This is a genomic window from Candidatus Burkholderia verschuerenii (assembly GCF_001189365.1).
In the GTDB taxonomy this organism is placed as follows: domain Bacteria; phylum Pseudomonadota; class Gammaproteobacteria; order Burkholderiales; family Burkholderiaceae; genus Caballeronia; species Caballeronia verschuerenii.
The window spans coordinates 62,002-79,436 of sequence record NZ_LFJJ01000002.1 but is presented as its reverse complement, the minus strand read 5'-3'; the positions used below and the strand labels follow the sequence as shown (position 1 = coordinate 79,436).

The 17,435-nt window shown below is 58.4% G+C and carries 18 protein-coding genes; 1 reads left to right on the top strand and 17 read right to left on the bottom strand.

Features of this window, described 5'->3' with window-relative positions:
- Nucleotides 1–142: 142 nt before the first annotated feature.
- The 17 genes from BVER_RS01210 to BVER_RS01125 all read right to left on the bottom strand — a co-directional run bounded on the left by BVER_RS01210 (nt 143) and on the right by BVER_RS01125 (nt 16,574).
- The gene (locus BVER_RS01210; protein ID WP_050451686.1) at nt 143–661 is read right to left on the bottom strand and encodes a hypothetical protein; all 519 of its coding nucleotides are present in this window, start codon (nt 659–661) and stop codon (nt 143–145) included.
- Nucleotides 658–3,711 carry a putative type IV secretion/conjugal transfer ATPase gene (locus BVER_RS01205; RefSeq protein ID WP_050451684.1) on the bottom strand — a complete coding sequence of 1,018 codons (3,054 nt, stop codon included), beginning with the start codon at nt 3,709–3,711 and terminating at the stop codon, nt 658–660. The genes BVER_RS01210 and BVER_RS01205 overlap by 4 nt, the downstream gene beginning before the upstream one ends.
- Nucleotides 3,708–3,962, bottom strand: coding sequence for a hypothetical protein (locus tag BVER_RS01200; RefSeq protein WP_050451682.1), 255 nt, complete (start codon nt 3,960–3,962; stop codon nt 3,708–3,710). The genes BVER_RS01205 and BVER_RS01200 overlap by 4 nt, the downstream gene beginning before the upstream one ends.
- Complete coding sequence (locus BVER_RS01195; RefSeq protein ID WP_198155112.1) at nt 3,946–5,145, bottom strand: hypothetical protein; 1,200 nt, start codon at nt 5,143–5,145, stop codon at nt 3,946–3,948. Before BVER_RS01195 ends, BVER_RS01200 begins: the two co-directional genes overlap by 17 nt.
- Before the next feature lie 58 nt (nt 5,146–5,203).
- On the bottom strand, nt 5,204–5,989 hold the full coding sequence (locus BVER_RS01190) for an HNH endonuclease signature motif containing protein (RefSeq protein WP_050451680.1): 786 nt from the start codon (nt 5,987–5,989) through the stop codon (nt 5,204–5,206).
- Between the two features lie 27 nt (nt 5,990–6,016).
- A complete protein-coding gene (locus tag BVER_RS01185) occupies nt 6,017–6,565 on the bottom strand; it encodes a hypothetical protein (RefSeq protein ID WP_050451679.1) in 549 nt (182 codons plus the stop codon).
- A gap of 19 nt (nt 6,566–6,584) precedes the next feature.
- Nucleotides 6,585–7,109: a conjugal transfer protein TraQ gene (traQ, locus tag BVER_RS01180; protein ID WP_050451678.1), complete on the bottom strand. Its 525-nt coding sequence runs from the start codon at nt 7,107–7,109 to the stop codon at nt 6,585–6,587.
- Complete coding sequence (locus BVER_RS01175; RefSeq protein ID WP_050451675.1) at nt 7,109–8,161, bottom strand: hypothetical protein; 1,053 nt, start codon at nt 8,159–8,161, stop codon at nt 7,109–7,111. The genes traQ and BVER_RS01175 overlap by 1 nt, the downstream gene beginning before the upstream one ends.
- Before the next feature lie 67 nt (nt 8,162–8,228).
- Complete coding sequence (locus BVER_RS01170; RefSeq protein ID WP_050451673.1) at nt 8,229–9,362, bottom strand: DotG/IcmE/VirB10 family type IV secretion system protein; 1,134 nt, start codon at nt 9,360–9,362, stop codon at nt 8,229–8,231.
- Between the two features lie 2 nt (nt 9,363–9,364).
- Complete coding sequence (locus BVER_RS29735; RefSeq protein ID WP_083451997.1) at nt 9,365–10,420, bottom strand: DotH/IcmK family type IV secretion protein; 1,056 nt, start codon at nt 10,418–10,420, stop codon at nt 9,365–9,367.
- 10 nt (nt 10,421–10,430) lie between these two features.
- The gene (locus tag BVER_RS01155; RefSeq protein ID WP_050451670.1) at nt 10,431–10,691 is read right to left on the bottom strand and encodes a hypothetical protein; all 261 of its coding nucleotides are present in this window, start codon (nt 10,689–10,691) and stop codon (nt 10,431–10,433) included.
- 8 nt (nt 10,692–10,699) lie between these two features.
- Nucleotides 10,700–11,398: a DotI/IcmL family type IV secretion protein gene (locus BVER_RS01150; RefSeq protein ID WP_083451996.1), complete on the bottom strand. Its 699-nt coding sequence runs from the start codon at nt 11,396–11,398 to the stop codon at nt 10,700–10,702.
- A complete protein-coding gene (locus BVER_RS01145) occupies nt 11,398–11,748 on the bottom strand; it encodes a helix-turn-helix domain-containing protein (RefSeq protein ID WP_050451668.1) in 351 nt (116 codons plus the stop codon). The genes BVER_RS01150 and BVER_RS01145 overlap by 1 nt, the downstream gene beginning before the upstream one ends.
- Before the next feature lie 250 nt (nt 11,749–11,998).
- Nucleotides 11,999–13,573: a UvrD-helicase domain-containing protein gene (locus BVER_RS01140; protein ID WP_083451995.1), complete on the bottom strand. Its 1,575-nt coding sequence runs from the start codon at nt 13,571–13,573 to the stop codon at nt 11,999–12,001.
- Between the two features lie 77 nt (nt 13,574–13,650).
- Entirely contained in the window at nt 13,651–14,571 is a 921-nt protein-coding gene (locus BVER_RS01135) for a site-specific integrase (protein WP_050451666.1), read from the bottom strand.
- A gap of 624 nt (nt 14,572–15,195) precedes the next feature.
- Complete coding sequence (locus tag BVER_RS01130; protein WP_050451665.1) at nt 15,196–15,588, bottom strand: hypothetical protein; 393 nt, start codon at nt 15,586–15,588, stop codon at nt 15,196–15,198.
- Nucleotides 15,561–16,574 carry a PRTRC system protein D gene (locus BVER_RS01125; protein ID WP_198155111.1) on the bottom strand — a complete coding sequence of 338 codons (1,014 nt, stop codon included), beginning with the start codon at nt 16,572–16,574 and terminating at the stop codon, nt 15,561–15,563. The genes BVER_RS01130 and BVER_RS01125 overlap by 28 nt, the downstream gene beginning before the upstream one ends.
- A 382-nt stretch (nt 16,575–16,956) precedes the next feature.
- Here BVER_RS01125 and BVER_RS01120 point away from each other — a divergent pair, with 382 nt between their 5' ends.
- Nucleotides 16,957–17,403 carry a DotD/TraH family lipoprotein gene (locus BVER_RS01120; protein ID WP_083451993.1) on the top strand — a complete coding sequence of 149 codons (447 nt, stop codon included), beginning with the start codon at nt 16,957–16,959 and terminating at the stop codon, nt 17,401–17,403.
- Nucleotides 17,404–17,435 lie beyond the last annotated feature (32 nt).

The window sequence follows — 17,435 nt, the reverse complement described above, 5'->3', positions numbered from 1 at the left end:
ACGACTGAGCAGACGCGGCCGTCGAGATTACAAACAGGCCGAACGCTATCGTTCTTGCCCCCCACCTTCTCGAAAATGGCTTCATAGGTCTTCCTCTTGTGTATCGATACAACGATACGAATATATCAGGACATGAGATTGCCTAGAAAAGGCGGGGACTCAGAATCCGCTTCAGCACACCGCGCGTCGAAAAAAACTTGCGGAAGCTGCCAAGTGGTTCGTCGGGTGCGGCTTTGCCGGTTTCCATCTGCCACAGACGATGCTCGTACTTGACGGCGAGCATCAGGCAGAACACTACAAACAGCCCGCCGAGGAACGTGCCAAAGTAGTTCTCGCCGATGGTACTGCCGAACAGGAATGCCGCTGAAACAGTCGCGACAGCCAAGAAAAAGCGCTTGTGTCTTACGCTGGAGAGTTCGATCGCCTCGAGCGGCAGCGACTCAGGCGTCCGTTTGGCGAGCGCCTCGTTGTATGTTGCGACGCGCGGATCTCGGCGTTGCTCTGCCAGTTGCCGATTCCGGTCCGCGAGGGTTTTCGCTCCCAACTGGACGTTCTTCTTGAGCGATGCCACTGCCTTGTAGATCGGATAGCCAGGAATGAGCGACAACAGTCCAAAACGGACGACCTGCCCTGCCCGGCTCCGTTGTTTTCGATTGCTCATGCTGCACGCTCCGATTGTGTGTCGAGGTGGTACTTCACGATCAGTTCATTGGCTACCGTATCGATGATGTTGTCGTCGTCCTTAGCGCCTTGTTCTGCCTGACGTGCTTCCATGTACTGTGCAGCGCTTCCGCTCGGAAATTCCTTCGCAAGGATCTTCCGGGCGAGCGCGGGTGGCATGCGTCTATAGAGCCGTCGCCGCAGGCCAACGTCCTTCGCCGTGGTGGAAAAAGCCCACAACTCGATCGCACCAGGTGCGTTGTGCAGCACCTGAGTGACGACTCCCGTTTTCGTTTGGTGCCAGGCGAGGAACTTGCCTGCACCGCGCACGTCGCGCTGCAATGCCGCGATCGCCGAGTCCGACAGGCCGAACATATCCTTCGCTTCCTTGCGAGACTTCTGACTGCCGGCATTCATGATGTAGACAGAGAAAGCCGATTCGGTGATGGATTCCCCATCAGTCTCGAAGTCGCCCATGAACTGAGAAGCGAGCGACACACGGATACCATGTTTGCGGCCTTCCCGGCGATCGAGCGAAAGCAGACGCCGAATCGATTTCTTCCCCGCCGTCCGGTGAAGCTCGTCCATGCACATCGCCTTCATCTCGTCCTTGATGTCCTCGTACTTCTGCTTATGCGCCTCGTGATAAATGGAAGGGGCAAGCTCGGAAATGTCCTCCGGCAAGTAGTATTGGCGTGCCGCGATCTGACGCGCGAACACATACATGATCTCTGCCCTTCGTTCGCCGGTCTCGCCAGAGCCTCGCGTCACCTCTTCCAGGTCGAGTGCCACCACGCGGGACTGATCGCTCAATTCGAATCGCGTGTGCGATGCGATAATCGGGAAGTCGCGGAGTGCCGTCGTAATGACCATCTGCATCGCGTCGAGCAGATCCATCCCGTTTTCGACCTTTGCCTTCGAATCCTCCTTCGGCGAGAAGATGGAGCGCACGCTCTCGGCACCGAGCGCTTCAATAACGTCCGAAAGAACCGGGACGGCGAACCGTTGGGCCAGTCGGGCTTCTCGCGTTCTGCCTGCGACGGTCAGCGCATCGGTCACATTCCACCACGTCGTATATTCATCGTGGCTAAAGCCCATCGTTTCGAGCGCGGCATCGACTTCCGTGTCGATGGTCGGCTCATAGCGCTTCTCGGAACCGGCAGAACCATATTTCTGATACACCTCATCCACGAGCATGCCGGCCAGTTCCGGCGCATTCGAGTAAGGCTCCTTCTTCCCGACCGGAGTGGCGAGCGCGGTCAGCAACGACACCAGGTATTCGCGGTCCATCTCGGTCGGATATCGGCAACCCGGCAATGTGTCAAACGGGTTGATCGCGAACTCGGCGTTGTTCCTGAGCCGAATGTAGATGGCCTCATGTTTGCGGTCCGCTGGCAATGCATTTTGCAGCAGCTCAATGAGACCGCTCGAACTCACGCCCACATCGATGATGGTGATCAGAGGAAGGCGACGAAGGCCCGGCGACAGGATCGCGCCGAGGTTCAGCGTGTTGAGCCAAACGGACTTGCCGGACCCCATGATTGCCCAAATCAGGTCAATCCATGCGGTCTGCAACGACGAGTTCGGCTGGAACGGATACACCTTTCCGTCGAGGGTTCGAAGCAGTATCGAGCCACCCGCATACCACGGCGATGCAGCCCGTTGAATCGGCAACAGCCGCACGATATCTGACAAAGGCGGGATCAGCTTGGGCGCGATCGACTTGTCGGAAAAGCCTGGAATGGTCGATGCGAGACCTTGGATCGGATCGCCCGTATCCGTGCTGATCTGCGCGACGCCCCAACCCTGCATGGCACTAACGAGTGCCGACAGACGGTCTTCACAAGTCTTCTTGTCCGGTCCCCATGTCGAAGCGGTGATTCGAACCGTGACGATGCATTCGTTGTTTTGGCGGGCCTGTTCGATCGCGTCGAAAGACCGCTTGATAGCCTTGTTCGTGTTCCCGAGGAACCCGATGACGCTGACCATAACGTTCTTGAACTTGTTCGCTTCGAGACCGCCCGGCTCGATCGCGAACTTGATACGCCAGGGAATGTCTTTCCCCACGCGATTGAACAACATCATGAAGTCGTGGATCTCTTGCGGCCCAACTTCCATGTATGCCGAACCGTGATACTCGCCGTTGATGTACGCGAAGTCGCCATCGGTGTACATCTTGCCGGAGCACATCTGCTCCTGAAGCTTCGGCAAGTAGTAGCCGCTTGCTGAGCCGTTGCGGAAATTGCGAGGCGTGAACTTATCGCCGGGAAGCACCGGTTTCCACTTGTGATCTGTACGGCGGCGATCATACGATTGACGGATCGCTCGCGCAGCCTCGTGCGTTGAGAGTCTTTCGACGTGAAGTTTCGCATGCAAAAAGTCACGTTCTATCGCATCGACAAACGTCTCGTGCCGATGCAACAGTCCCTTCAGGATCGCGGTCACGGACTGCGCCTCAAGCATCGGCTGCACCTTGTTTTCCTTGATGCGCAGCTTGTGCGTCTCCATCTCCCGCTTGAGTTCGTCTGGAGCCATTGAAGACAGGTGCGTGTAAAGCATCACGTAGCAGGACTCGTGCGAACATAGCGCGGCCACGCGATCGCATCGATCATCGAGCATGTCCTTCAGGTCAAGGCCGACGCGATCGCACGTGTCATAAGCCGGTTGCATCAGATTCTTCACTTTCGACCGGATCATGTCCGGGTCGCGCTCGAAGGAAATCTCAACGGAATGCCCGGCCTTCTGAAAATACGATGTCATCGCCCGGCGCAAGTCGTCGGTGATTTGCTCGAACTCGGCATCGCCAACCACGTCCATTGAACCGGTCAGTTCGAAGACCGTCAGCATCGCGCATTGGCGCGTGATGAGGATGTAGGGACGCGCCCCTTTCGGGTCCATCGCTGCCATCTGCTTCGCGCGTTGATCATCGGGGTCAAGTCCAATGGCCGTTTCAAGCTGACAGTACGATGGAAGATCTGCGCCGAGTGCGTGGCTCGATATCCACGCGATGAGCGACTCAACGTTGTCCAGAATGTTCGATACGATGGTCATGGATTCGATCTCCGACGCATGATTTCATTACGCATGGTGTGAACTGCTTTCGTTTCGGTTAGAACCCTCGCGATATCGGGATCAGCGGTTGCCGATTTGCTGATCACCATCGTCGCGTGCATTGCTCGATCGGACATTGGCAACTCGGCGATTTTGTCCAGCGCGAGCAAGTCTCCCGATCGAATCGCTGCTGCGCACATCACCTCGGCCAGCAGAACGAAGTCAAGAGGTGCGTTATCCGGTGGCTGCATGAACGTCGTCCTCCTGAATGATCCTGTTGAAATTCGGACAGACCACCTGATTCTCGACAGCGAATTCCAAGGCGTGCAAAAGCTCCGACCGGAGAAGCCTGACGCGCACCGCTCCCGCAGAGTAGCCAGTGACTGTAAAGCCCTGGTCGAGTGCTTTCTTCGCCAGTGAAAAGCACAATGCGCGATCCGCCGCTCGAAGCCATACGGCTCGTGGCGTCAGTGACTTCTTTTTCGTGAGACGGTTGTATTCATCGCTCGCGAGCGAGACCCAATGATTCTCCGCGAGGAGACCAGCGGAGTAAGACAGTTCCATCAACGGATCTTCCGTCAAAGACTGTGGAAGCTGCGTCCGTTCGTGCAGCGCTTTGTACTCGGCGGACCGGAACACGGACTTGATCTCGATCGGAGCGAAGCGCGACAACCAGATCAGTTCAGGATGCGATACCCACTCGCGCAGGACCATGCGAGACGCAACTTTCTGTCCGAATGCGGCCAGCGCGGCGTATTCAGAGTCCGCGCGCGTCATATCCATCACGACTTCAGCAAGGATTGGCGTGTCGTGTTTCAGACAGAAAGCCAAGCGTTCGCGCTGGCCGGCAGGCAGCTTGACTTCGGGTATGTGCTCCCACGCATCGTCAGGTATCGGGCATGAAAGCACCTTCTTTGCATGAGCCAGTCGGTTCATGCGCAGCGTCAGAAACACGGAGTTCGGCACGAAGTCTGCGCGCGTTATTGCCGAATCGGTCTGGTACGCGGCACGCAATGCGCGTTCGAGCGCCGGATTGTTCGACGGGTACGTGTCACGCGGAAAGCGTGACTTGATGTTTTCGTGAAGCGAGTCTGCGTTCGCAATCTCGCCGGGTTTCCACTCATAGGCCGCAGCCGTGAGCTTGAATACACGCGATGCGACCTCGGACAGAACCGGAGCCGCATCGACGGCGTGTGCTCCTGCTAGTTCGTATCCAAGATCAGCAGCGATTTGGTGAACCTGTGTGCGAAGAAAGGTATTTCCGCGCAGGTTATGGACGTTCCGATGGCCGAGCGTAATGAACTGCCCGTAATCGGCGTTCGTGATCCAGATAACGTTGTTTGCAAGGTCGGACGGCTGCCGCACGTGCGTCGGTCTCGAACCGTTGACGGATGCGTGCCCCGAGGTGCATTCCTTCGGGTTGTCGTACAGCATGATGCCGATATCAGGGCAGGCGACAGCAGTGTCTTTTGGGTCCGAGGTCGCGAGAGCACTACCTTGCTGCTCGTGCGCGCTCATAAATTTGACCCCACATCTTTAGAGGAAGTGACTTGTAGCTCTCTTCGATCCACTGACCGATGTACTCCATAAAGCGGACAGGTCGGTACAGCAGTGCCATTCCAGCGAAGGCACTCACACGCTTATCGAGATCCTCGTCATGAAGCCGCAACAGCGCGTTGGCGAAGTCCGAAGGGTTCGCACTGCCCCATTCCGAAGCGATCAGTTCGCCGCGACTGGCGAGGTGCTGCAAGAGAGCGCGCGCGTCGGACTTCTCCTGCTCGCTTCCCATCTCCAGTACCACGGCGATCGTGCGCTGAAGATGGTTGACCTCAGCTTGCGGGATGCCTTCGAGGTTGATGAAGATGCCTTGTCGCTGGCTTCCCACCTGGCCGATGTGTTGTGTGCCGTGGCAAAGCGGATCGGCGATTTCGAGGTTTTCGTCGCGGTTGTCGGCGTGGTTGTCGTTACAGTGGTGGACTTCCGTATGCTTCGAGCGAAAGCCGCAGAAGACACACTTGTTGCCGCCCTTCACTAGAACTGCCGGGCGCTTCTTCTTGTACTCGGCATTGGCCGATTCCATGCCTTCGTCGTCCTGCCGCCAGATCTTCCGTTTGACGGAAAACACGATGTCCTTGTAGCGACGGGTAACGAAGTTCGCTCCGAGATTGGGATCTGGAGCCGTCATGCCTTGCGTTGCTTCGTCCCACGAGATCCCTGCATTGCGTACCGCATCCTCGTCAAGCGTGGCGTACTTGCGCGAGTCGATTGGCGTGTTCATGGCTTGGGTCTCGTGGGACGGTGTGGATTATTGCAAGCCGCCCGGCAGCTTGTTCATGCTGCTTGCGCCGCCGCCCATGGATTCAGCGGCGGAATCCATGATGTAGCCGATCATGCCGAGGGCTGGCCCGCCGAGGCCGTAGCCAAAAATCGAGCCATTCGTCACCTGTTGGTCGCCCTTCGACTTCTTAATGCCGTTGTTGACGCCTACGGCGGTGCTCGTGATGCCGACCCCATAGCAGCCGTACACAATCGCGTCGTAGACCGAACCCATATCGTTCTTCAGCGCAGTCGCGATACCGCCGATCGAGATCGCTTCGGCGGGTGCCGCGAACAGCAGGCTCGTTCCGATGAGCGAGGCGAGCGCCGTGAACGCGAGCCGCGCGTTCGAGAGCCGGAGACGCTGAGGCAAGAGGTAGTGCCACGTGAGTGCGATCGCGATCGCGGTGATAGAAATAGCGAGCGGCAGATTCGTGAACGCCAGGCGGCCCATGAAGACGGACACGAGAACGCCGGCCAGAAAGATGTTGGGATGCGTCAGTGCGAAGAGGTGAAGACGCGCGAGTAGTCGTTTCATTGGTGTTGCTCCATTGCGGTTAAGAGGTTAAGCCGATCGTTGCCTTGAAAGCATCCAGCGTGGCGGTGATGTTCACGAGAGCCGCACCGCCAAGGATGTGAATAAAACCTTTCCATGCGTAGTCTTCGTACCCTCCTCCTCCGCCCCCGTTTGAGGCCCTTCGCAACATCGTCCATCCCTTCAGTCCATACCACCAGCCGAAGGTAGAGATGATTGTCAGCACGGCATTGACAGCAGGCGCGAACGCTCCAGCGGCCGACGCTCCCGAATAGGAGACCAGTCCATAGGTCGCGTCACTCTCGCCCATCGATTCAAGCGTGCTGTTCATTGCGCCTGAGAAGTGAACGATCAGCGCGCCGATAAAGAACGCCGCGAAAATGCTTTGGCCTGATATGTCGGCACCGGGCGATGCCGACTTGCGCATCGCGTCCGATATGGCCTTGCTGCAATAAAAAATGCCGATACCGACCGCGACCGTCTGCACGAGCGCCTGGAACGCTACGATGTCCTGGGCAATGTTGACGACGATCGTTGTCAGATCCATTACTGAATGACTCCGGCAGTCGTGTAAATCTTGTAGTTGTCCGCATCGATCCGGGTGACCTCGGCCGCGCCGATCTTGTCGCCCACGGCCACAACAGTTTGCTTGCCGCTTTCCTCGTCAACGATCCAGCCCTGACCAGGAATCACCTGCTTGATGTGGTAGCCAAGCTGGACTTCGATGCCCCCGTGTTTGTGCTTGCCGGTATGACGCGCGCGCGTGGGAGCCTTCTTCTGAGGCGTATCGGTGGCGGCGTCCGCATTGTCGGATGCGCCAGAATCGGCTTCAGCGACGGTCACGGCCGCCTTGCCCGTCGTACTGCGTGAGCCACGATGTGCCAAGGCAGTGCGCGCATCCTTCAGTTCGCGCTTGAGCTTGCGGATCTCGGCATCCTTTGCATCCGGCGCTGGCGCGGCTGCGGCTGCGGGTGCGGGTGCGGCTGTCGTGACGGAACTCGCTTCATTCAGAATTCCGCCTGCTACCCCGGACGCAGGCGCTGCTGTGGCGACTGGCGATGACGCCGGTGCGGGGACCGCAGTGTTCACGTTCGTGGCTGGCGAAGACGCACCCATGTCGAGCGGTAGTCCACTGGACTGCGCGGCCGGCGTGCCGGTAGTCATGGAATTGGGCGCGACGGTCGGAACGGGGCCGGTCGGCATGCCAGTATTCGCTTGCGAGGGCAACGGAGTAACGCTGCCTTGAGCGGCATCCGGCATCGTGCCTTGCTGCGGCAGTGGCGAAGTAGGCGACGCCGATGGAGTGTTGGGCGACGACGGGATCATGCCACCGGTATCGGCTGGCAGAGTGGTAACAGGCGCATTGGTGAACTGCGTGTTCGGTTTCGCTTTGAAAAAATGCTTGTAGCCGAACATAACCGCGATCACGAGCACTGCGCCGCCCGCCATCAAAACGGGCGTCGGAATCGAGCGCTTCTTCTTCGGCTCGGTATCGAAGGTGTTGATGTCGGCGGCGTCTGCGGCATGCTCCGAGACGTGGGGATGCTCATCGACCACCTGCTCATCCAAGTTGGCCGAGAAATGATCGTGTTCGCTCATATGGTTGCTCGTGGTGAAATACGTATCAAAGTAATTATACGTAAATTGTTGAACATGGAAATGACGACTATTGGATGATCACGTCCTGCTTGAATAGGATCAGGATCGGCGTGTTCATTTCAACACGTCCGGTAATCGCCGGAATGGCGGCGACTTCCTGTTGGATGACACCCTGTATCCCTTGAATCCCGCCCGAAACGCCAGCGCCAATGAGTTGTTTCCCAGTGGGGTTCGGGTTATTGACCTGCGTCACACCGCCGATTGCATTCTGCGTCACTGTTGCTCCGGCGTTGCTGTACACACTCCCTGCTGCGCCGAGCGCGCCAAGAACGCCCGGAATCAGCACGCGCTCCGGTATGTGATGGTCGATATCGGCAGGAAGTGCATTGCTGAGCGTCTGGTCATTGAGAGCAACCGCGTTGACTGCCACGGTCTTGCCCTGGCACGTCATCGTTGTGAACGAGGCGCTGACACTTTCATTCGTCAGCTTGCCCGTGCCGCGCAGTTCGGAACCCTTGCAAGGCCCTTGGTCGAGGATTGCCAGAACGTCCGAGGGTGCGCCAGTGTCGATGCCGTTTTCGAGGTGGGCGTAATACTTATCGCTGTCCTTTATGACCGGCGTCTTCGTCTGCGCAACTGCCGAGGACGCGCTCGCCGCGTCACGTTGCGTTGCCGCAGTAGCCTGCTCGGCTTGCTTCTGCAAACCGAGCACTTCTTGCGATTGTGGGGGGTTGTCCCATTGATTCGCCAGAATCTGGATTTGCTGACTCACGCCCGGCGACGGTGCAGGCAACGGAGGTAGTTGCTGTGCCTGTGTTTGGGGCGACTGCGGTGATCCGCCCGGATGCTGGTAGTCGATTCGTTCAGGAGGTGTGTTGTTGTTGCGCTGCTGAAGCTGTTGCTCCAGTTGATTGTTATCGGAGAGCGCGGGCACGAACGTGCTATCCGTCTTTTGTGCCTTTGCTAACCCTTCCTGATTCTGACGATTAAGCGCCTGTGTGTAGTGAGGTGATTCCTGCGAGGGCGTACCGCCCTGCGAATCTACCGTAGGAATGTCAAATTGCGCCGCCTGATCCTTGCGGTGTTTCATGGCGACGATGGCGACCCCCGTGCAAACGACGGCCAAGACGACGATTCCACCAATGACCTTTGCGTTGCGCAGGAAGCCGGGGTGCAGCTTGCGAGAACCATTACCGGCCATCGTTACTCCAGATCAAGAATGATATTGCGGGTTGCGCCGTTGGCGCTGACGGTAACGACAGGCGTTTGCGGGATCTCGTAGACGTGCGTACCGTCAGCGGCTGTCAGGATTCCATAGTAGGCGGGATTATTCAGAGAAAGACTGGTGCGCAGCACGATGCGATCGCCAATCGCCCACGCCTTCATGTCCGAAGAAGCGTTTTCGATGCGGATGGGTTTCGCGCCTGGCGTGTCTACTCCATCCAGAAGCGACTGCATGTAGTCCCTCGGCAGATCAATCGCAGCCGTTCCGTGAACGGGCGCGATCGCATTCGGGCCTCGGCGAGGAATGCGCACATCAAGACGGTAGTCGGTCTCCTTCTGGCCGGCAATCATCTTTACGACCACAGGAAACGGCAGATCCTTGAGGAAAACAGCAACGTCGCCCTCAACATAGTCGCCATCAGCCGTGATTGTGATGGAGGGAATCGATGGAACAGGCTTCAACACCTCGAAGCGGCCCTTAGCCATGTTGTTCACTTCAACGATGTCCCATGGTGCGCCAGTACTGTCGATGAAATTTACTGTCGCGCCGAGGTTGCTCACGCGCACGATCGGCGGCGGTGCGCCCGGCGAGAGATCCACCGTAATCGAAGACGAGACGGGCTTCGAAGGCGTTCTCGCGCTCGTGGCCGCCGCGCGCTTCGCCTGGTCGATACGCTTTCGCAGTGCCTTGATCTGGTCGCCAGTCAGAGGCGACATCGTGTTGACGGCCGTGTCGTAGTTGACGGTCGCTTGATCGACCAACGGCGGGAGCGGTCTCGGTGCGTTGGGGTCCGAATAAACCGTTCCGGCAGCGTTGGGCGTCGCACCTGCTGCGCCTGCCGCATACGAAGACTGGCCTGCCGGAGACTGCCCTGCTGCGCCTGAATTGTTGGGATTCTGGCCTGCTGCGCCTGACCCATACGGGGACTGGCCTGCTGCGCCTGCCCCATTCGCCTGCGTCATTTGTGCGCTTGCAAGTTGCGCTGCGCCGACAAGCGCGAGCAAGCACATGGACTTCGTGAGTGCGCTCGTCATTGATATCGCCTCAGAACGGATTGCCGGTCACCACCGCGTACATCTTCCGCGTATCCATAATGCCCACGAGCCAGTCAGCCGCGCGGCGGTTCGGTGCCGTGCGCCAAAGTTCCTCGAGTTCATCGCGCGTGGCGATGAAAGGGTCGAGCAGTTCGAAGACCTGGTGCCACTCGGTGCCCTCGACGCTTGCCAGCGGGTGAGTGCCTTCCTTTTCCTGCGATTCCTGAGCAATGTCGATTGCTGTGGGTAGGGGTTTGAAGCCGTCAGTCATGCCGTCACCTAGTTGTTTGCGCCGTTGCCGAGGAATCGGGTTGCACTCGTTGAGATGCCATCCGGGCTATCGACAGTCGGGACTCTTTCAATATTGGTCTCGATGATGAACGAATACGATCGCTTCTCCGTCTGGCTGACCAACGTGATCGAAATGGGCTGCTGCACAGTCCACTTGTAAATCGGGTCGCCACGTTTCGAGGTCGCCGTCACGACGCCTGCACCCGTCGCGACAACAGAGGAGATTTGACGCCGCTCACGAATTTTCGCGATCAGGTCGGAGAACCCAGGATCTGCCATCAGTGCCTGATACCCCTGGTCCGTGTAGCACCCTTTCGTGCCGTGGAGAGAGTTCAGGTGCTCCTTGAGATCCTTGTCCACGAAGGTCAGCGTGAACGATCGCGAGATGCAGTCTTGCGCAAACTGCACCACCTTTTCCTGCGAGACGAGCGGTTCATTCAGCGGGACGAGCCGAATGAGGCGGCCATCCGGCGTAACCGCAAAGTAGACGGGCGGCACGTCACGGTTGATGAGGACCGCGTTCAAGCCGATCGAGAGGAGCAACGCGATCGCCAGGATCATGTTGCTGCCGAGCAGCTTCGGCCAACTGAACTTGTAGAGAAAGGTCTCAGCGAGTAGCCGCACAGCAGGATGGACGCCCATCCAGCCTGGCGCAGGCGCGCGCGGTTTTTGAGCGGGCGTTGCCATTAGAGCACCCCTACCTGGAAGCGCGCCGGATACAGCAAATGTATTTCCCGGATGCCATCACGCTCGAACTCGGGATGCCTCGCCGCAATGGACGTTATGAGTTGACGAGCGCATTCCAGCATCTCGATCTTGGTGGACTGAGCAGACGGCAAAGTGGCGCGCGCGCAATCTTGATCCTTCAACACCTTCACCAGACGTTCCGCGATTTCGGGACTCGGAATCGCGCCTTGCTCCAGCCTGGTCAAATACGGACGCGAGATATCTGCCTTCGTGCAGATCTTATTCGTGTCGAGGTTGTTGACGATCCGATACGCCTTCAGCAGTGTAAGAGGCTTCGAGTCGGTGGCCATGTGGACTGTGTGTGTATTCTATATCGTTATAACGGTACGCAAATTATTCTCGCCGCGTTTTTGCTTGTCAAGCAATTTTAGGTAAGGTCAAGCAGAGTTGCATTTTGTTACGCCAAGCGCCAATCGCGTCACGCATTGGTTTTATGCGTAACGCATGGCGAGGGGCGGAGTTTTGTGGCGACGTGCGGCGTTCAGATCGACACAGGACAGCGCCGCTGAGCGGATGCGTCGTAGACGACGCATCGTTGCGTCATTGGCGTGAGGCGAACGAGGTCAGCCTTCCCGCGCCGGCTTCGTTCTGCTCGCCGTGGGAAGTAGCGGACGCTGCGTTTTTGTTGGCGTCGGACATGCGCTGCACCGCGCGAAGCAAACTGCGGATGCTTTCGTTGAGTTGAAGCGCGCGCTCAGCGCGAGTGGCAGCAACGTACAGCAGATTCAGTTCCTCTTCAGGTATCTTATCGGCAGGCAGCAGGATTTCTTTATCATCAGTTAACTCGAAGAAGTCCTCGGTCAGCACGACTTGATCGAATTCCAGCCCCTTCGAGCTATGTGCCGTGGTGAACACGATCCCGCCCTTCAGCGTTTTCGGGGTCGCGGCGGCATCGTGGCGGCTCTTGAGTTCCTCGATCAGTTCCGGTATGCGTTCACCGTAGGTTTCTGCGATTTTCGCGAGAAACTTCAGTTCGCGATCGTCGGTGTCCTCGGCGGCCGACTTCAGATCTGCCAAAGTCGTGAACTGCTTTATTGCTGCGTCCTTGATGAGGTGGTGTTCACCCGTCGTCAAGTAGTACGCATCCATCATCATGTCGAACCGATACTTTTCGGTGCCCCCAATGAAGTGGTAAGGCTTACCTGACTCCAGACCGGAAACGGCCGCGTCGAACAGGGCTGCGTTTGTGCGCGAGATCGTGCAGTAAGTTTGCGAGCGGTCGATCTCGAACTGCGTCGTTCGATGCTTGCCCAAGCCGGTGATCGGGCGTGGGATCTTGCGGAAAGTGCCCAGGAGCGCAGTCGCGACCGCCGCGACGCCCGAGCCGAAACGGAAGCTGGTCGTCAGAAAGTGCCGCTCGTCCACCTGGATCTGCCGCATCGCGTTCGTGGCACCACGGAACTGGTAGATGGCTTGGTTTTCATCGCCGATGACGAGCAGACCAGTTTTCTGGTTTTTGAGGATATCCAGCACGGTCGGATTCAAGTCCTGTGCTTCGTCGCAGATGATCGATGTGTACTTGCGCGACAGGTCGGGACTGGTGAGCTGCCAGAGCTTGAGGTAGCCGTCATGCGGAAGAGTGACATCCGCACACTTCGGGTCGCACATTTTCGCGAACAGGTCTTTTGCACCCTGCACGATGATCGCGCGCTGGCCGCCTGGCACCTTCAGATCCTTGGGAATGCTCTCGTCGGTGACGGTCTTGTCGGCCGAGCAGAACCATGATTCGAGCGTGGACTTGATGAGCCGCGCCATGCGCGGATTCACCTGCATCGCTTTCGCGATAGCCATCGGACGCATGTCGCCAAGCTTAGCGCCCCACCCCGCTTTGCCGAGATCGGCAAAGAGCCGGGGCACGATCGCGCCGTAAGCCAGTGAATGCATGGTGCGGCATTCGACCCACGCAGGGAATTTCGTCTTCGCTTCCTTGGCGATGCTGGCGTTGTATGCCATGTACAGGAAGTTCTCTTGCGGACGAGCTTCAGCGAACTTTACGGCGGTCGTGGTCTTGCCGGTCCCCGCATAAGCGTTTACGCCGACGCGTCGTGCCGTCGTGCCGATCACTTTCGCCTGTTCGGGAGTCGGCTGAGAGGCCGGCTTAGTTTCAACGCTCATGGATACCTCCGTTACGTATCGTATCTATGATACGTGCGATATCGGGCGGCGGCAATCCGTTGCTAGGAGGTGATCATTCAGTTGGGCTTCGGTGTCGGGACCGGTTTCGCACTTTGCTTAAACTGAAGCCACGCGGACCGGCGCGGCGCATAGTGTCGGCGTGCAGTCCGCGTTGAACGGTGACCGAGAAGCGCGGCGACTTCCTCCGGCGAGGCCACGGCTTTCGAATTGGCGGCGAACTGGTGTCGTGCCGAGTACAGCGCGTACCGCTTCGAGGTGTCCCTGCCCCAGATTGCCTTGCAGGCGCGGTTCAATGCCTCGCCGCAGCGATTGTGTACCTGACTGAATGTGAGGCCCTTGTCTCGTAGCTCGCGCAATGCATCGAGGTGCGCGCGAATGACCGGAAGGTCATGGGTGCGCACGGGAACAGTACGGCTTGCGCCTGTCGCACGACCGTTGGTGGCCTTGGCGTTCTGGACGACGAGCGCCGATTCATCCTCCGACAGTTGTGCTTTCTGCCACTCGCAAGGACGCAGGCCTGTGGCGAGCGCGGCCATCAGCCAGAGTGCGGCCCGTTTCGCGAAGTCCCCGCCTTGTTTCGGATTCGAGAGGTTGGCTACGAGCACATCGTAGTCACGCTTCGGGATGCCCTTCCTTTTTCGCGATGACGTTTGACCCGGTTCGCGCTCAGGCTTGCAGTCCGAATAAGGAAGTCCCCGGATCTCATCTGCGGTGGTCTCGAATATCTGGTCGCCACTGCGTTCGAATTCGATCTGGTAGCGGCATACGAGACTTGCCTGGTACTGCCGGAAGGTAGCCCACTTCCACTCTTGCGCGTGCCTCTTCATGTAGGCAACTACATCGCTCGGGGCCGGGTAGGCATCCTCGGGCAACTGCATTTCGTCCGCGATCCTGCTTAGCAGGCTGTCCGCCCGTTTCAGGTAGCGGGCCACGGTGTCTTCGGTCCGGGTCTGATACCGGGCGCGGTTGGTCTTCATTCTCGTTCGCTTCCTTCTTCGTGCGGTCCCGTTACTGGTCGTCGGCATCGAGGGTATCCCATCCGCTCGATTTCGCCCCTGCCCGTTTGCTGCCCTTGTTTGCTTCCTGATCGGGGGTGTCCTGCTTGCAGACCGGTGACGGTCGATCGGGTGCGGGCCGTTCGGGCTCTGCTCGTGTGGTGTCCTGCCTATGCCGTGTCCTGTCGTGGCGAGTTTTCGTTACACGGTGAGGTATCACGTAGCGGCTATATTTCATATAGCCACGTTACACACGCATCTCCGCTGCGGTGTAACCGCCACATAGGGTTCTGTTTCACGCATGATACCTGCAACGGATCGAAAACGGTCGGTGTTCGAGACCCGGTGTTGTTGGGACGCGCATGAGGTGGATGACGCGATGGAGTCGAGGTCGAGCACGTGGTGCGTGCCAGGGCCGTGGTGACCGTGCTGGATTGAGTGCGGCTGGAGGTGGGTGTGACCGGAAAGATGCCGGAAGCGTATCGGGTGGGGAGCGTGCGAAGCGCAGCGGCGAGGTGAATTGGTCGCGGGTGCCGGAGGCTGGTGAAGTGACCTAATAGCCGGTTGTTACCACGCATACTGCGATGCGTGGTAACAACCGATACGTCACCTCATGATGTTGAGATTCATCTTGTTCATCAACGACAAATCCACCTTGCTCGTGGACGGCTTCGTTTCGCGCAAGGGTTCGGGCGTGTTGCGCGTTTCGGTTGTTACCACGCGCGAATTTGTTTCGTCGGTCGAGACCTTCGGAGGTGTCGAAGGGGCGGCTTTGGGCACGGGATTCGGATCTTCTGGAAGCGATGCGGCGACCACCGGACGTTGCGTGGTAACAGGCAGCGTGCCCTGCTCCACCATCAGCCCTAGCGCCGCAAGCTGCCGCAGCCTGGCCATCCGCTTGCGCAGGCTGACTTCCGACAGAGCGTAGTACAGCGCCCTGTCGGTGACGTCGTTCACCGTGCCGTTGATCCTCAGCGGCTTGCGTTCGACTTCAGCCATTGTTCACCCAGCATTTGGAAACCGCGGACGTTGGCGAACACGGGATCGGTGCCTTGATGCACCTCCAGATTCGGGAATCTTGCCTTCACCGCGTCAAGGTACAGGTGAGTCGCTCCTCCCACGAGAATCACGTTCTCGATATCGACCACGCCCTTCGCGCCGCTGATGAGCTTGTTGACCGCTCCATCGGCCTGCTGACGGATCAGCGGGCGGTACTTTTCGAGATCGACCGGTCTGCCGTAGACCCGCAGCGGGCGGCCAGTGCGCAGCGATTCATCGATGCGCATGATGTCGCCCGGATCGCATTTAAGGTCGGCCTCGATGGCTTCTCGCACCGAGGCAAGGATCGTGGATGCGCCGGCGTCGTTCACGGCCGCCGAGCGCGAATCGATGGGGCGATCGCCTTCCGACGTTACCCAATCCAGCGTGTAGAAGCCGGGGTCGATAATGAGGTTTCGTTCGTCGAAAGCGTTGCTCATGCCGTTCTGGACGACGTAATCGTAGAAGCCGCCCATCGGTTGAGGAACAACCGTAACCTTTTGAATCGTCACGGTTTTCTCTCCGAACGTGTGCTCGCCGCAAACGAACTCTTCGAGTTGTCGGCGCTTCGCTTCATAGGTCGTCAGGGGCAGACCGAGAACGAGGCACGCGATCTCGTCAACCTTCATGTAGGCCAATGAGGCCCGGACCAACGCCAGATAGCGGTTCGACAGGCAGAAGTTCTCATCGAGCACGCGGTCATGACTGCCGCCACCGAGTGCCAGGCGCACTTCCTTGCCCACTTCATAGGTTTCGCCGCCGAGCGAGATCTTCACTGTGTTGCGTTCCTGACCGATCGCGTGCGAGAAGTTGTTCTGCAACGCGGTCGGCGTGAGCGACGGAAACATATCGCAGATCTCGGTGAGACCTTGGTCCAGCGTGCCAACCGTGAATTTCGTGTTGCCGTAGCCGACATCGACGGCACGAACTGCCAATTCCTTACTCATTGTCATAGCCCTCTCAGTGCGTTTAAAGGAAACGACGCATGTTTGCGTCATTGCTCTCAATATTACGTATCAATGCAACGATACGCAATAGAATTTTGCGTCGTTCAGTGGTGGGTGTTCGGCTCACGACGCAGCAACGACGCAAAGATGCGTCGTTGCATGGAGGGCGCGGGAGGTCGGCTGTAGTGAAACGACGCATCTTTGCGTCGTTTATGCGTCGTTCGACGGGCGGAGGTAACTCTGAAGGCGGGAAGGGCGGCCTCTGAAAGTGCGTATGAATTAACCGATACGCAACAAATCGTTGATCGAGACTTTTACGTATGCTACGCTTGATACGTAATTTATTCGGCCGGATGGCCGGACTACAGATAAGAGCAAATCTATGCAACTGACACGCGTAGCACTATTCATCGCAGTCAGCGGGGTTGCGGGTTGTGCGTCGCAGCCGCCTGTCGCGGTTGACCAGACAGGTCGGATGCTGGACACGCAACTGAACGAGTCCGCTCAGAAGATTGATCGCCTGCTCGGAGATATCTCGCGCGCAGGCGGGTTGTCGTCTGTTGCGCCCAAAACGGGAACGGTGGTCGTAAAGGGTGACCTTGTTACTGTCGATTGGCAGGGCGACGCGCCCGAAGTGCTGCGCAAGCTTGCCGACGCGAAGGGGCTGAAGTTCGCCATCCTTGGGCGCACTGTGCCCGTGCCGATCTCCATCGACGCCACGAACGAAAGCTTTATTGATGTCCTGCAAAACATCGGTACGCAACTAGGTGGGCGGGCCGACGTGGTGCTGAAGACCGATGCGCTGGAGATCCACTACCGTGCGATTTAAGCGGACGGCCCTCGTATACGCATGCGCAGCAC

Excerpts from the sequence above, each read along its gene's own strand:
- BVER_RS01210 (WP_050451686.1), bottom strand. The coding sequence starts at position 661 with ATGAGCAATCGAAAACAACGGAGCCGGGCAGGGCAGGTCGTCCGTTTT.
- BVER_RS01205 (WP_050451684.1), bottom strand. The coding sequence starts at position 3,711 with ATGACCATCGTATCGAACATTCTGGACAACGTTGAGTCGCTCATCGCG.
- BVER_RS01200 (WP_050451682.1), bottom strand. The coding sequence starts at position 3,962 with ATGCAGCCACCGGATAACGCACCTCTTGACTTCGTTCTGCTGGCCGAG.
- BVER_RS01195 (WP_198155112.1), bottom strand. The coding sequence starts at position 5,145 with ATGCTGTACGACAACCCGAAGGAATGCACCTCGGGGCACGCATCCGTC.
- BVER_RS01190 (WP_050451680.1), bottom strand. The coding sequence starts at position 5,989 with ATGAACACGCCAATCGACTCGCGCAAGTACGCCACGCTTGACGAGGAT.
- BVER_RS01185 (WP_050451679.1), bottom strand. The coding sequence starts at position 6,565 with ATGAAACGACTACTCGCGCGTCTTCACCTCTTCGCACTGACGCATCCC.
- traQ (WP_050451678.1), bottom strand. The coding sequence starts at position 7,109 with ATGGATCTGACAACGATCGTCGTCAACATTGCCCAGGACATCGTAGCG.
- BVER_RS01175 (WP_050451675.1), bottom strand. The coding sequence starts at position 8,161 with ATGAGCGAACACGATCATTTCTCGGCCAACTTGGATGAGCAGGTGGTC.
- BVER_RS01170 (WP_050451673.1), bottom strand. The coding sequence starts at position 9,362 with ATGGCCGGTAATGGTTCTCGCAAGCTGCACCCCGGCTTCCTGCGCAAC.
- BVER_RS29735 (WP_083451997.1), bottom strand. The coding sequence starts at position 10,420 with ATGACGAGCGCACTCACGAAGTCCATGTGCTTGCTCGCGCTTGTCGGC.
- BVER_RS01155 (WP_050451670.1), bottom strand. The coding sequence starts at position 10,691 with ATGACTGACGGCTTCAAACCCCTACCCACAGCAATCGACATTGCTCAG.
- BVER_RS01150 (WP_083451996.1), bottom strand. The coding sequence starts at position 11,398 with ATGGCAACGCCCGCTCAAAAACCGCGCGCGCCTGCGCCAGGCTGGATG.
- BVER_RS01145 (WP_050451668.1), bottom strand. The coding sequence starts at position 11,748 with ATGGCCACCGACTCGAAGCCTCTTACACTGCTGAAGGCGTATCGGATC.
- BVER_RS01140 (WP_083451995.1), bottom strand. The coding sequence starts at position 13,573 with ATGAGCGTTGAAACTAAGCCGGCCTCTCAGCCGACTCCCGAACAGGCG.
- BVER_RS01135 (WP_050451666.1), bottom strand. The coding sequence starts at position 14,571 with ATGAAGACCAACCGCGCCCGGTATCAGACCCGGACCGAAGACACCGTG.
- BVER_RS01130 (WP_050451665.1), bottom strand. The coding sequence starts at position 15,588 with ATGGCTGAAGTCGAACGCAAGCCGCTGAGGATCAACGGCACGGTGAAC.
- BVER_RS01125 (WP_198155111.1), bottom strand. The coding sequence starts at position 16,574 with ATGAGTAAGGAATTGGCAGTTCGTGCCGTCGATGTCGGCTACGGCAAC.
- BVER_RS01120 (WP_083451993.1), top strand. The coding sequence starts at position 16,957 with ATGCAACTGACACGCGTAGCACTATTCATCGCAGTCAGCGGGGTTGCG.